We start from the raw sequence: 12,771 nt of genomic DNA on the forward strand, positions 1-12,771 counted from the left end.
GCTCCGATGCCGGATTCACAAGATCACGCGCGGGCCCCATTCGGGCATATGCCCTGAGCATTCCACCCTGTCGCCGGGCGGAGATTCGACGGGTTCGCCTTCAGGGACTGGGAAGACGACCTGCAGTGGCCGCGGCGAAGGCTCATCTCCGGCATCGGGTGCGCCAAGATCATTGGACGGCCGGCGGGAGGCCGCTGGGCCGGGCGGGTGTCACCGTCCGTACTCAAACTTTGGTGTCTGGTGGTCAATGGGGAGGCTGCTGATCCGAGTGGGTGTTTGCGGGCGTGTCAGCGGGGACGGGGCGGCGGCGGCCGAAAGCCGCCGGACCGAAACCGATCAGCGCGGCCAGCAGGGCTAGGGCAGAGGCGATGGCGGGGGCCGCGTACCCGCTGTCGGGGCCGACGCTCTCCACCGCCCAGCCGCCCACCGATGCGCCCGCGGAGACGCCGATCAGCAGGCCGGTCGTGGTCAGGGTCATGCCCTCGGTGAGGCGGGACTCCGGGACCAGCTCGTGCACCAGCGTCATGCTGGTGATCATCGTGGGGGCGGTGGCCAGGCCGGCGATGAACAGCAGGATGCCGAGGGACCACACGTCGCCGGCGAGGAGGACGGGCTGCATCAGTACGGCCATGCCGGCCACGCAGATCAGGAAGCGTACGGGGGTCGTACCCCGCACCTTGATCGTGCCGAAGGCGAGGCCGGCGACGGCGGACCCGGCGGCCAGCAGGCCCAGGATGACTCCGGCGGCGGCGGGGCGGCCCATCGCGTCGGTGTAGGCGACCGTGACCACCTCCATGCTGCCGAACACCATGCCGGTGAACAGGAACGTCACCGTCACCTCGAGGACGCCCCGGATCCGCAGCGGCGATCGTCCCCGTTCGGTGCTGGTGGCGGGGAGGATCACCGGCTGGGTGCGGCGCTGGGCGGCGAACGCCAGGGAGCCGCCGAGCATCAGCACGATCGCGACGATCAGGCCGGCTTCCGGCGCGACCATGGTGCACAGCAGCGCGGCGAGGACCGGGCCGAGCATGAAGCAGAGTTCGTCGAGGGCCTGTTCGAGCGCGTTGGCGCTGTGCCGGCGTTGCTGGTCGGGGAAGAGGGCGGCCCAGCGGGCCCGGACCATCGCGCCGACGTTGGGGCTGCAGCACGCGGCGACGTAGGCGACGAAGAGGGTCCAGGCCGGTACGTCGGCGCCGGCGCACACGGCCAGCATGACGGCGAACACCGTCGACACCAGCACGGACGGCACGATGACGGTAGCCTGCCCGTGCCGGTCGGCCAGCCGGGCCAGCCACGGGCCGTTCACGGCGACGGCGGCGAGCCCGGCGGCGGAGACGGCGCCGGCCATCGCGTACGAGTCCCGCAAGGTGGCGACCATGATGACGACGCTGACCCCGTACATCGAGATCGACAGGCGGGCCGGCAGCGCCGCCAGGGTGAACGCGACGGCGCCGGGCGCCCGGAACAGTCCGCGATAGGAATCCAGCACCGCGCGATGATCGTCGGATTCGGCCGCCCCTGTCACGTCATTTCTCAGGCGCTGACGGCCCGCTCGGCGAGCGCCGCGACCTGACCGAGTAGATCCCGCGGTGGCGCGGACAGGTCGAGGGGATGGCGGACGATCTCGATGCCGGTGTGCCGGACCGGCAGCGGGACGTCCGGGACGCCGTACGCGTACACCAGCCATCCGGTCGTCAGACCGAGCGCCGTGCAGTAGGCGAGCATCTGGTACGCGTCCTCGTTCGGGAAGCCACGCTTGTACTTGGCGTCGAACACCGCGACCGGCTCGCCGCCCGCGACGTGCACCACGTCCGGCCGGATCAGGATCTTCCGCCCGGTGTCGAGGTGGGCCCGGTACTGGCCGGCGGTGTGACCGGGCCGCCCCGCCAGCGCCTCCCGCAACGCCGTGGTCACGAAGTCCTCGAACACGGTGGCCATGTCGACCACGAACGCCGCCACGTTCTGCCCGCCGGGCCCCGGCTCTGCGCTCTGATGCCGCAGGACCAGCGCGGCGATGCGCAGCACGGGCAGATATCGGCTGTTCAGGCGGCTCGGCCGCCATTCCGGGAGCGCCACGCCGGGCGGCAGCACCCGGATCCCGTCGAGCCGCCCGTCCAGGTGGGTGAGCCGCGAGCGTGTCCCGGTCGGCAGCCGCGGCACGGCCAGCATGCGGCGCAGCGCGGTCCGCACGATCCGGTTCTCGGCGATGTCCGGCGTGTACTCGTCGTAGCGGACCTCGACCGGCAGCGGCAGACCCGGGCGGCGGGCGAACTGGTCGGCGAACCGGACCCGGCCGCGGACCAGCGGCAACGCGTCGTCGACAGGCACATACCCCTGCAGAACGCCCGGTCCGAGCGCCCGTTCCGCCTGCCGGGCCAAGGTCTCCGCCAGCGCCGGCCACAGATCGGTTTCGGTCTCCGCGGCCGCGTCCTCCGGGCGGAACCCTGGGTCCCGGGCATAACCGAGCAGGAACATCAGCCGGTTGACGCCCACCTTGGGGCGCACTTCGACATCAAGATGATTGACGTGTACGGCCCCCGCCCGCCCGATCGGGAACAGCCGCCACCAGCCGCCCCCTTCCGGCCTCGGCGCGACCAGCCCGGTCGCGTCGAGCGCCGCCGCCTGGTCGGCGGAAAGCTCGCACCGGACGCCGACGGTGTCGAGTTCGGCCAGTTCTATCCTGGTCACGGCAGTCCGGCGCGGATCGCCGCGAGCCCGAACCGCTCGTGCACCTGCTTGCGTGACAATCGCCCGTAGTAGTGCTCCTCGAGCAGTGGCAGCAGATCGTGCCGCCACACCCGCTCCAGGTCGGCGGCCGGACGCATCAGATATGACGGCCCGATCTGGAAGTCCCGGTCCTCCTCGCCGATCGCCGCGTTCAGCGCGTCCAGCAGCAGCGCCCGCTCCTGGCCGAGTCCCTGCCCGTCGAGCCAGCGGCCGAGAAGGCCCCGCACCGGCGGTTCGTCCGGGTGGAGTTCGACGAACGCGAACCGCCGCCGGATCGCCGCGTCCACCAGGGCGATCGACCGGTCCGCGGTGTTCATCGTGCCGATGATGAAGACGTTCGGCGGCAGGTTGAACGCCTCCGACGGCGAGTACTGCAGCCGGGCCGTCGCCTCCCGGTATTCGAGAAGGAAGTACAGCTCGCCGAACACCTTCGCCAGGTTCGCCCGGTTGATCTCGTCCACGATCAGGACGTACGGCCGTCGCGGATCATCCCGGGCCTCCGCGGCGATCTCCCGCAGCGGCCCGGGGACCTTGGCGAACCCGACCGTCCCACCCGGCTGCTCGACCGGCCGGAAACCCTCGAAGAAGTCCTCGTACGAGTACGACGGATGGAACTGCACCAGGCGTACGGCATCCCGTTCGGCCACGTGCGACGCGATCGCCCGGGCCAGGAACGTCTTGCCGGTGCCGGGCGGCCCGTGCAGGATGATCTGCCGCCGTTCGGTCAGCAGGTCGACGAGTTCCCGCAGCCAGGACACGTCGAGGTGGAGGCGGGCGGCGAGTTGCGGAGTGCCGGCCGCGAGCTCCGGTGTCTGCGGCTCGACAGGCTGCGGCGCCTTCTCGGCAAGTGCGGCGAGGGCTTCGAAGGCGCCGGTGAGATCGACGACAGCCCCCTGTCGGTCCAGTTCGGCGGGCAGCGGCGCGGCCAGCGAACCGATCGGCACCGGTGGCGCGGTGCTCCACGCGACGGGGCGGGACAGCGCGTCGAGGAAACGCTCGGGGCCGCCGGTGACCGTACCCAGGTACAGGTGGTCATCGACGACAGTGGCGACGATGTCCGCGCTGCTCATCCGGGACAGGAAGGCGTGGAACTCGTGGATCAGCGCGGCCCGCTGGGCGTAGTCGAGATGCTGGTACCCGGCCTCGACGGCGGCACGGACCTCCGGGAGGGACGCGCCGGACGGGATCTCATCGAGATGGGTGGCGGCCAGCGAGACGAACGAGTCCTCGCGCCACTCCTCGACCAGCTCGGAGCCGCCCTGGCGGGGCCGGACCAGCCAGGCGCGGTGCGTGCCCTCGGCCTCGGGGCCCTTCCGCCATGGGGTGACGAACGGCGGCTGGTAGTAGTCGATGCGCTGTCCGGACTCGCGTTGCAGGCGCACGGTGATGTCGAAGAGGTCCCGGTCGAGGTTGCCCGACGGGACGGCGCCGAGTGGCGCGAACGCCGCGCGGATCGCCTTCTTGTGCGCGACGTTGAGGATCGGCAGGAAGTGGGTCGGGAAGGCGAGGTAGAGCAGTTCGGCGCGCAGCGACGGCATGATGTCGTAGCGGTCGACCGCCGTCTGCCACTCCCACGGGCCGGCGAAGGCACGCTCGCGTTCGTGCTCGGGCAACTCCCACCAGGAGCAGAGCATCTCGACCACGTCGGTGAGCCACCGCCACAGCATCGTGTGCGCGCCGGTGCCGCCGTTCCAGGTGCCCTGCTCCAAGGCCGCCGACAGCTGCTCCGAGATGACGAACGGCTCACCGGACCAGCCCGCCACCTCGGTGACCCGGGCCCGCAGCGTGGCGGCGTTCAGATTGCGCAGCGGCAGACCCTGGAACAGCAACAACTCGGCGGCGAGCCGCACCGCACCGGCGGGCGCGTCGGCGAGCTGGCGTCTCAGCTTGACGAGGAACGGGTCGGAGCCGAGGTCGGGTTGCTCGTTGTAGAAACGGTGCAGGTCACGGGCATTCGTCAAGTTCCAGACCGCGTCCCCGTACCGGAAACCTCTCTCGATCATCTCCCGGCCGGCCGAGCGGACCTGGGCGTCGTCGCGGGACGGAATGATCACAGCGTCGTCGGCCACGTGCCATTTCACCACGCCAGTGGTCCGCGGACGCGTTCCGGCCGCCGGCGTCGCGCGGCCGTCTCCTCGGCGAACAGACTCCTGGGCGGCGTCACCGGGGGAGGCCCAGCATCGGGGACAGGACGTCGTCCACGACGTGGGTGATCCAGGGGGTGTCGAGAGGACGTCCGGACAGCAGCAACCGGTGCCACAGCAGGGCCTTGCCGACCTCGACGACGGCCGGGATGTCGGGGAGGGCCGGGAGCTCGCCGCGGGTGACGGCTCGCGTGAAGACGATGCCGGCGCCGGCGGTGCCGGGATCGAGGATGTGGTCGTGCATCAGCCGGCCGATCGCGGGCTCGGTGCGGATCGCTGACAGGACGCTCAGGACGATCGGGTGTTTGCGCTCGTAGACCCGGCAAAGCCCGGTCAGCGTGGCGATCATGTCGGTGCGCAGGCTGCCGGTGTCGGGCGGGTCCGGGAGTTCGGTGATCATGCCGTGCAGGGCGGCGGCCACCATGTCGGGTTTGCCGGACCAGCGGCGGTAGATGGTGGCCTTGCTGGCCCTGGCGCGGCGGGCGACCTCGTCGATCGACATCCGGTCGTAGCCGACCTCGGTCAGCAACTCCCGGACGGCGTCGAGGATGGCCTGCTCACGGGCGGGATCGAGCCGGTACTGCGGGGTGGCCGGGGACTGCGGCATCCGGCCCTCCACGGGTCAATCGGGGATCGAGACCGTACCGTATCGCACGCCGGTCAGCTGCTCGGAGATCGCCCAGAGCCGCCGCGCGTCCTCCTCGTCGCGGCCGCGGCCGGACACGTCGATCCGGGCCGGGTTGCCGCGGCGTTCGGCGGGGCCGTCGGGCCCGTACGCCTCACCGGTCCTGACCTGCGGGTCGGTGGCAGCGTGCAGCAGGGGGAGCGCGCCGGCCTCGGCGGACTGGGCGGAGATTCGGGCCAGCGCGATGAGCACCGAACGGAACGGGTTGCCGGTGCGGGCCAGGTCGGTGTGCGCGACGCCGGGGTGGGCGAGGACGCTGGCCAGCGGGGTACGGCGGGCGAGTTCCAGGGCGAACAGGACATTCGCGAGTTTTGACTGCGTATAGGCGCCGAACCTGGAGTAGCGGCGTTCGCTCATCAGGTCGTCGAAGTCCATCCGGCCGCGGCGGTGCAGGCCGCTGGTGACGGTGACGACGCGGGACTGATCGCTGGCGGTCAGGGCGGGCAGGAGCAGGCCGGTCAGGGCGAAGTGGCCGAGGTGGTTGACGCCGAACTGGCGCTCGAACCCGTCGGCGGTCACGGATCGGGGGAGCGCCATCACTCCGGCGTTGTTGATCAGGAGGTGGAGTGTCCCGTACGCCGCGCGGAATCTCTGCGCGAAGCGCCGCACCGAGGTGAGGTCGGCGAGATCCAGGTGCCACCACGTCGCCCCGATGCGGGCGGCGGCAGCCTCGCCGCGCTGCCGGTCGCGGGCGGCGATGATCACCTGTGTGTTCCGGCAGGTGAGGCCGAGGGCGGCGTGATAGCCGATGCCACCGGCGCCGCCGGTGACGATCGCGATTCTCTGCGTCATGTACGGAACGGTACCGTACACCTGGGAAGAGCGACAGCCGTCGCTCCGGCCGGTTTCGGGTCGCGGATAGCCTGCCTGAGCGACGGCCGGCGACCTCAGCCGTCGCCTGCGCCGGTGTTGCGGGGTGGGTGACCGGCGTGGGCGACGGCTGGCGGCCTACAAGGGGCGGAGGGTGGTGGTGACGACCTCGTGGGCGACGGCGTGGCCGATGGCGAGGCCGGTCCGGTTGCTGAACTCGAAGTGGAGGCCGCCGAGGACACGGGATCGGCCGGCTTCGGCGGCGGCTGCGGAGAAGCCGGGATAGGTACGGGCCAGGCCGCCCGGCGCCGAGTCGGTGGCGTGGCGGAACGGGAACCGGTCGGTCCGGAAGAAGGCGATCAGTACGGAGGCGCCGGCGCCGCTGTACGAACTGTGGCCGGAGACGTACTCCGGAGAGGATCCGACGCTGCCGGCCCGCGCCGTCCAGGCCGGATCGGGAACGGTCGCCGGGTTGCCGTCGGTGTCGCCCTCACGGATCGCGGTGGTCGGGCGCCAGTGCCGGTACGTGTGTTTCGTCGCGACCGTGACCACCGTCGTGTCCGCCAGGGCCATCGTGATCAGGGCGGTCAGCCGGGCCTTCTCGGCGAGCGGCAGGCGCCGTTGATCGGCGGCGGTCAGCGCGATCCGCAGCCACTCGCCGGGCGGCTGGTCACTGCCGGCCGGCAGGGACCAGAACTGATAGGTCGCAAGGGAGTCCGGCGCGGGGACCGCCGCGCCGCCCACGGCGGCCACCTCGGCGTACGCCGTCGCGTAGGCCGCGCTGTCGAGAGCGGGCGGGCCGCCGGGCACATAGCGGGCCGGGTCGGTGACCGCGAACGGCAGCACGGCGCGGTACTGGGTACCGGACCAGGCGGCCCGGAACACGCCGGGGCCGCTGCCGGCGGGCTGCGACGCGACGGGTGTGTACCCGTCGCCGGCCCGGGCGGCGACGACCGCGGCACCGACGTGCCGGCCCCAGGTCACGCCGCTGTCCACGCCGTGATCCAGGAGCGTGAGATCGGCGGCGAGCTGGGCGTCGTACACCGCGGCCCGGGCCGGATCCGCGCCGGTCAGCACCGCATGGGCGGCGGCCGCGGCGGCGGCCTGCGGGTTCGCCCGGCGGGGTCCGCGGCCGCCGACCAGCGCCGGTTCCCGGGCGCCGCGGATCCCGTTGACCGCGTCGTAGATCGCCACGTTGACCATGGCGTAGAGCCGGGCCGCGTCGGCGTCCGGCGCGCGGGCGGCGCGGGCGGCGTCGAGAGCGAGCGCGTTCCACGAGCCGGTGGCATCGATGTCGGGCTCGGTCGTACGGGCCGCGACCGGCCCGCCGGCCCCCACGGTGACCAGCACCGTCATCACGACGAGCAGAAGTCTCCTCATGCCGCCGAGCGTCCTCCACATCGGCCGCCGCGGTAGCCGATCTGTAAACGACGCGACTAGTCGCCGAAAGCCTGCAGGCCCTGCTCCCAGCGGGCCCGCCGCTCGGCCGGGCTCTGCTCCCACCAGGGGGTGCCGCGTTCGCCGAGCGCGACCTTCGCGAGCTGGACCCGGGCCCGTGCGGACGCCGGGTCCTCGCCTTTGCGCAGCGCCGTTCCGACGTCACGCCGCGCGGCCATCAGCGCCCGCCGCAGGGCCGCCGCCACGTCCTCGGGGATCGCCGGGTCGGCCGCCCGCCAGCGCCGCCCGTCGATGACGACGTAGCGCCCGTCCTCGGTGGTCTCCATGCCCGACATCATGCCCTTTTTCAGGACGAGCCACTCCGGCGCTGCACCATTTCGGAGATCCAGATCGGGGCGTACGGGGATGTGCAGCCCGGAGGTGTGGGGTAGTCCCTGAGAACCTGCAGTCGCTCGCCGATGTCGAGGGCGCGGGCCCGGTGCTCCGGGTGCTCGATGCCGATCTGCGCCAGGCAGTGGTTCATCGCCCACTGCAGACGGTCCGGGGCGCCCTTCATCTCCGCCTCGATGACGTCGAGCAGGCCCGGCAGGTCGAGACCGGCGGGTTTCTTGGCCACGCGTTCGGTGGTCAGCGCCCAGCCGGCGCTCGCGACCACCGGATCCGGGTCGGCGGACCACGACACGCGCAGCTCCTCGGCGTGCCGGCTGTTCTTCACCACGTAGTTGACCAGCCAGTCCTGCACCTTCGGGGTGCGCGCCGACCGCAGCATGGCGTCCAGCTCGGCGGCGGTGAACTCCTTCGGCCGGCAGATCAGCAGCGCGAGGAGCCGGGCCGCGCTGTCACCAGTCGCCCACAGCTCACGGGCCAGCTCGTGCCGGGTCTTCAGCCGTTTCGCGACGGCGCGCAGCTTGCCCAGGTTGACCCCGTGGTCGTCGCCGTTGCGTTCGTTGACCGCGCGAGCCTTCGGATCGTCGAGGGCGGCCAGCTCGGCGAGCACCTCCTCGACGGTTGCCTGATCGGTCACGACTGCTCCAGGTCGGGGGCGAAGTGCTGGACGCCGAACGCGACGGCGGCGGCGATGTCCTCGTCGCCGGTGTTCCACGCCTTCTGCACGGCGGGACCCCAGGCGTGGCAGGCCTGCGCGGCGAAAGCCTGCATCTCTGGCGCGTTCTCCCAGGTGGCGGGGTCCAGGTCGGCGCCCTGCAGGTGCAGGCCGAGCCCGAGGACGGTGAGGTCCCAGCCGCCGCCGATGCCGATGGTGCCGCCCGGGCCGTAGGTCGCGACGAGCTCGTCGACGACGGCAGCCGGTGACGAATGCTCCAGCTCGAACGTGGTGCGGTCGTCGCCGGCGCGCGACAGCCGTACCTCGACCTCGGTCTTCATGCCCTCACCCAGAACCCAGGTGACCTTGAGCAGTTGCGGCCGCTCGCACCGCAGGATCTCACCGCCGGCGTTGTCCCGCAGCTGGAAGGCGCCGTCCACCCGGAGGTCGCCGTCGACCGCGCCCAGCCAGCGGCCGAGACGGGCCGGGTCGGTGCAGGCGTCCCAGACGTCCTCGATCGCGGCGTCGTAGACCCGGCGCAGCAGCAGGGACCGCCCGGGGCCGTCGGCGACCGGCATGTCCCCGATCTCCCGGTGCGTGGCGTTGATCTGCTGGACGATGTCGATCACGTGAGCTCCTCGTTGTCGGTGCCGGACGGGGTGCGGCGTGCGCGCTTGCCGCGGGCGAGCTCGGTGGCCAGGGCGTCGAGGCGCTGCTCCCAGAACGGCCGGAAACCCTCCAGCCAGTGGTGCGCCTCCCGCAGCGGAGCGGCCTCGACCGTGTAGAGCCGGCGGGTGCCGTCGGCCCGGCAGGAGGCGAAACCGGACTCGCGCAGCACCCGCAGGTGCTGGGAGACCGCGGGCGGGGAGATCCCGAACTCGGCCCGGACGACCTCGCTGATGGCGCCGGCGGCCTGCTCACCGGAGGCGAGCAGCTCCAGGATCCGGCGCCGGACCGGGTCACCGAGGACATCGAAGGCGTGCACGGCGGTAATACTTCAGTCTTCTCTTAATTAAGTCAAGGACGAATCAAGCGGGCGTTGAAAAGTGATATCACATTGATAGTCTGGGGCCATCACCGAATGAGGAGGCCCCTATGACCGATCACCTCGACCTCCCCACCCCGCAGGTGCGGGAGCACAACGCCCGGGCCGTCTCCGGCTGGCCGATGCTCGCCGGTTCCCTCGTGGTCGTCCTGCTCGCCGTCGCCGTGTTCGTGGCCGGCCTGCAGCAGACGTCCGACGCGGCGATCGTCGGCCTGGTCGTCCTCAGCGCGCTGCTCCTGCTGGCCGGCCTGATCGCCGCCGCCGGGCTCACCCCGGTCGCGCCCGGCGAGGCCCGGGTCCTGCAGCTGCTCGGCCGTTACACCGGCACGGTCCGCACCGACGGCCTGCGCTGGGTCAACCCGCTCACCGCCCGCCGCCGCGTCTCCACCCGGATCCGCAACCACGAGACCGACGTCCTCAAGGTCAACGACGCCGACGGCAACCCGATCGAGATCGCCGCCGTCGTCGTCTGGCAGGTGGAGGACACCGCCCGGGCCGTCTTCGAGGTCGACGACTTCATCGAGTTCGTCGCCATCCAGACCGAGACCGCGGTGCGGCACATCGCCAACAGTTACTCGTACGACTCGCACGACACCACGCTGATGTCGCTGCGCGACAACGCCGACGAGATCACCGCCCGGCTGTCCGAGGAGATCGGCGTACGGGTCGCCGCCGCCGGCGTGAAGATCATCGAGTCCCGGCTGACCCGCCTGGCGTACGCGCCGGAGATCGCCCACGCCATGCTGCGCCGCCAGCAGGCCAACGCGATCGTCGCCGCCCGGGCCCGGATCGTCGAGGGCGCCGTCGGCATGGTCGAGATGGCGCTGCAGCGGCTCGCCGAGCACGACGTCGTCGACCTCGACGAGGAACGCAAAGCCTCCATGGTGAGCAACCTGCTGGTCGTCCTCTGCGGCGACCGCGACGCCCAGCCCGTCGTCAACACGGGCACCCTCTACTCGTAGACACATGGCCACCGAGCGCAAGAAGCTTCTCCTGCGGCTGGATCCCGCCGTGCACGACGCCCTCGCACGGTGGGCCGGGGACGAGCTTCGCAGCACCAACGCCCAGATCGAATACCTGCTGCGCAAGGCTCTCGGCGACGCCGGCCGGCTCCCCGGCGGGGTCAGCCGGATGCGCGGGCCCGGCAGGCCGTCCAGCACACCGGAGCCGGAGGAGGACGAGTGACATGGCAGTTCCCGGCAGCCTTCCCCAGCGGATCTACCTGCTGGCCCACGACCCGGACAAGGGCCGGGTCCGCATCGGCACCCAGCTCGGCGCCATGCTTCGCGGGGCGGCACTCGCCGACCTCTACCTGCGGGGGCATCTCACCGACGAACGCGGCAGGCCCGCCGTCACCGGACGGCACCCGTGTTCCGACCCGGTGCTGGCGGCGGCCCTCGAGGAGATCGGGTCGTCGCGGCCCCGGAAGTGGCAGTCCTGGGTGGACCGCCGGCAAGGGGCGACCGTCACAGCGGTGCGAACCCAGCTCGGCGATGGTGGGTGGGTGCGGCTGGAGCCGTACAAGATCCTGGGTCTGATCCCTCGGACCAGGGTGACCCCGCGCGATCCGCGGGTGCGCAAGGAGCTGCTGCGGCGGGTCAAGGCGGCGCTGACGGATCCGGTGGGCCGGGTGGAGGCCGCTGACGCCGCGCTGGTGGCGATCGTCGCGGCGGGCGAACTCGGCGTGGTCCTCGACCGCAAGGCCCGGCGCGCGGCCAAACGGCGGATCCAGGAACTCACCGTCCTGGCCGGACCGGCCGGGCCCGCCCTGCGGAAGTCGATCGAGGCGACGAACAGCAGCGCCGCCGGCGGCTGACGGTTTCTGTCATACCCCGGCCCTACGATTCGGCCATGACATCGCGGGACGAGGCCCTGGCCACCATGACGGAGCGGTTCCCGCTGGTCGCCGAGCGCGTCCAGCGGGTGTGGGGGTTGCGGTTGCCACGCCATGTGGCGGTGTTCGCAGCGCTCGCGGCCAGTGACGGCGACGCCCTGTTCGAGGGGCTCATGATCCGGCCGTGGGGCGTCACCGACTATTTCCAGGACGGCGGCCTCGACCTGCGGGGGCAGGACGGGCTCGACGAGCGCCTGCACGTCCGGTTCCGCTGCGACCCGGCCGAGTTCGTGACGGTGATGGATGGCGGATCCGACGGGCTTCACCACGGCCTTTGGTACGACGAACCGGCCGAACTACCCACCATGATCGTCCACAACTACGCGCGGGATTCGGCCGAGACCTGGGAGTCCGAGGCGCTCAGCCTGCTCGACGTGGTCCGCGAGGAGGTGGTGAGTCACCTCAGCGACTACAGTGGCGAAGCCGACCGCCTCGCTCCGCTGATCGAGGCTCTCGACTGGTACGAGGCTGCCGACGAGGCCGCGCTGCGTGCCGACGGGCCACCCCGGTGGTTGTATGAGCCACGGTCCTACCTGCGGGTTTCGGTGTTGCCGGTGCTGCCACCGGACGCCGGGGACCCGCGGGTGGGCACGTCCGAGGCGCGCCTCGGCGCCTTCGCGAAAGATCCGGCCGGCGCCGCCGAGTGGATCGACCAGGCCCGGCGGGAGCTGGAGGGCGGGCAGCCGGCGCTGGCGCTGGCGGTCGGCAGTGAGCTGCACTGGCTCGACCAGGACGAGCACCGGGCGGCGGGCCTCGACCTGCTCGTCGGTGCGTACCGTGCGCTGGGCCGCGACGCCCTCGCCGAGATCGCGACGGTCCACGCCGCGCACCGCGACCTCGACTCGGTCCAGATTCTGACGACCTGATCCCGGTCCTTCGCGCCCCGCCGGTCCTTCCCCGTCCCGCCGGTCCTTCGCGCCCCGCCGGTCCGCCTCGTCCCGCCGGTCCTTCGCGCCCCGCCGGTCCGCCTCGTCCCGCCGGTCCTTCGCGCCCCGCCGGTCCGCCTCGTTCCGCTGGTCTGCCGGT

The 12,771-nt window shown here is 72.0% G+C and carries 14 protein-coding genes; 4 read left to right on the top strand and 10 right to left on the bottom strand.

The features are described 5' to 3' along the window. Positions 1-244 precede the first annotated feature (244 nt). The 10 genes from ACZ3II_RS38875 to ACZ3II_RS38920 all read right to left on the bottom strand — a co-directional run bounded on the left by ACZ3II_RS38875 (position 245) and on the right by ACZ3II_RS38920 (position 9,791). Positions 245-1,489 (bottom strand): MFS transporter, encoded by a 1,245-nt coding sequence (locus ACZ3II_RS38875; protein ID WP_465524981.1) that lies wholly within the window; start codon positions 1,487-1,489, stop codon positions 245-247. Positions 1,490-1,533: 44 nt separating this feature from the next. Beyond that, positions 1,534-2,688, bottom strand: coding sequence for an McrC family protein (locus ACZ3II_RS38880; RefSeq protein WP_465524983.1), 1,155 nt, complete (start codon positions 2,686-2,688; stop codon positions 1,534-1,536). Next, the gene (locus ACZ3II_RS38885) at positions 2,685-4,796 is read right to left on the bottom strand and encodes an AAA family ATPase (RefSeq protein ID WP_465524985.1); all 2,112 of its coding nucleotides are present in this window, start codon (positions 4,794-4,796) and stop codon (positions 2,685-2,687) included. The genes ACZ3II_RS38880 and ACZ3II_RS38885 overlap by 4 nt, the downstream gene beginning before the upstream one ends. A gap of 91 nt (positions 4,797-4,887) precedes the next feature. Beyond that, positions 4,888-5,478 (bottom strand): TetR/AcrR family transcriptional regulator, encoded by a 591-nt coding sequence (locus ACZ3II_RS38890; RefSeq protein ID WP_465524987.1) that lies wholly within the window; start codon positions 5,476-5,478, stop codon positions 4,888-4,890. Between the two features lie 15 nt (positions 5,479-5,493). Further along, positions 5,494-6,348 (bottom strand): oxidoreductase, encoded by an 855-nt coding sequence (locus tag ACZ3II_RS38895; protein ID WP_465524989.1) that lies wholly within the window; start codon positions 6,346-6,348, stop codon positions 5,494-5,496. Between the two features lie 156 nt (positions 6,349-6,504). Further along, positions 6,505-7,746: a vanadium-dependent haloperoxidase gene (locus tag ACZ3II_RS38900; RefSeq protein WP_465524991.1), complete on the bottom strand. Its 1,242-nt coding sequence runs from the start codon at positions 7,744-7,746 to the stop codon at positions 6,505-6,507. A 56-nt stretch (positions 7,747-7,802) separates the two neighbouring features. Continuing rightward, the gene (locus ACZ3II_RS38905) at positions 7,803-8,090 is read right to left on the bottom strand and encodes a hypothetical protein (RefSeq protein ID WP_465524993.1); all 288 of its coding nucleotides are present in this window, start codon (positions 8,088-8,090) and stop codon (positions 7,803-7,805) included. A 20-nt stretch (positions 8,091-8,110) separates the two neighbouring features. Then, positions 8,111-8,788, bottom strand: a complete 678-nt coding sequence (locus tag ACZ3II_RS38910) for a DNA alkylation repair protein (protein ID WP_465524995.1) — start codon at positions 8,786-8,788, stop codon at positions 8,111-8,113. Then, positions 8,785-9,435 carry an SRPBCC domain-containing protein gene (locus ACZ3II_RS38915; protein WP_465524997.1) on the bottom strand — a complete coding sequence of 217 codons (651 nt, stop codon included), beginning with the start codon at positions 9,433-9,435 and terminating at the stop codon, positions 8,785-8,787. Before ACZ3II_RS38915 ends, ACZ3II_RS38910 begins: the two co-directional genes overlap by 4 nt. Further along, complete coding sequence (locus ACZ3II_RS38920; RefSeq protein WP_465524999.1) at positions 9,432-9,791, bottom strand: ArsR/SmtB family transcription factor; 360 nt, start codon at positions 9,789-9,791, stop codon at positions 9,432-9,434. Before ACZ3II_RS38920 ends, ACZ3II_RS38915 begins: the two co-directional genes overlap by 4 nt. 110 nt (positions 9,792-9,901) lie before the next feature. Here ACZ3II_RS38920 and ACZ3II_RS38925 point away from each other — a divergent pair, with 110 nt between their 5' ends. Genes ACZ3II_RS38925 through ACZ3II_RS38940 form a run of 4 tightly spaced genes read left to right on the top strand, consistent with a single transcriptional unit; the run spans position 9,902 to position 12,611 of the window. Further along, a complete protein-coding gene (locus ACZ3II_RS38925; RefSeq protein WP_465525001.1) occupies positions 9,902-10,813 on the top strand; it encodes an SPFH domain-containing protein in 912 nt (303 codons plus the stop codon). A gap of 4 nt (positions 10,814-10,817) precedes the next feature. Beyond that, positions 10,818-11,036, top strand: a complete 219-nt coding sequence (locus ACZ3II_RS38930) for a type II toxin-antitoxin system antitoxin (RefSeq protein ID WP_465525003.1) — start codon at positions 10,818-10,820, stop codon at positions 11,034-11,036. A gap of 1 nt (position 11,037) precedes the next feature. Next, positions 11,038-11,667, top strand: a complete 630-nt coding sequence (locus ACZ3II_RS38935; protein ID WP_465525005.1) for a GOLPH3/VPS74 family protein — start codon at positions 11,038-11,040, stop codon at positions 11,665-11,667. A 35-nt stretch (positions 11,668-11,702) separates the two neighbouring features. Next, positions 11,703-12,611, top strand: coding sequence for an ADP-ribosylation family protein (locus ACZ3II_RS38940; RefSeq protein ID WP_465525007.1), 909 nt, complete (start codon positions 11,703-11,705; stop codon positions 12,609-12,611). Positions 12,612-12,771: the final 160 nt, after the last annotated feature.

Source organism: Actinoplanes sp. NPDC019969 (assembly GCF_055562375.1).

Excerpts from the sequence above, each read along its gene's own strand:
- ACZ3II_RS38925 (WP_465525001.1), top strand. The coding sequence starts at position 9,902 with ATGACCGATCACCTCGACCTCCCCACCCCGCAGGTGCGGGAGCACAAC.
- ACZ3II_RS38890 (WP_465524987.1), bottom strand. The coding sequence starts at position 5,478 with ATGCCGCAGTCCCCGGCCACCCCGCAGTACCGGCTCGATCCCGCCCGT.
- ACZ3II_RS38905 (WP_465524993.1), bottom strand. The coding sequence starts at position 8,090 with ATGGAGACCACCGAGGACGGGCGCTACGTCGTCATCGACGGGCGGCGC.
- ACZ3II_RS38940 (WP_465525007.1), top strand. The coding sequence starts at position 11,703 with ATGACATCGCGGGACGAGGCCCTGGCCACCATGACGGAGCGGTTCCCG.
- ACZ3II_RS38930 (WP_465525003.1), top strand. The coding sequence starts at position 10,818 with ATGGCCACCGAGCGCAAGAAGCTTCTCCTGCGGCTGGATCCCGCCGTG.
- ACZ3II_RS38935 (WP_465525005.1), top strand. The coding sequence starts at position 11,038 with ATGGCAGTTCCCGGCAGCCTTCCCCAGCGGATCTACCTGCTGGCCCAC.
- ACZ3II_RS38895 (WP_465524989.1), bottom strand. The coding sequence starts at position 6,348 with ATGACGCAGAGAATCGCGATCGTCACCGGCGGCGCCGGTGGCATCGGC.
- ACZ3II_RS38900 (WP_465524991.1), bottom strand. The coding sequence starts at position 7,746 with ATGAGGAGACTTCTGCTCGTCGTGATGACGGTGCTGGTCACCGTGGGG.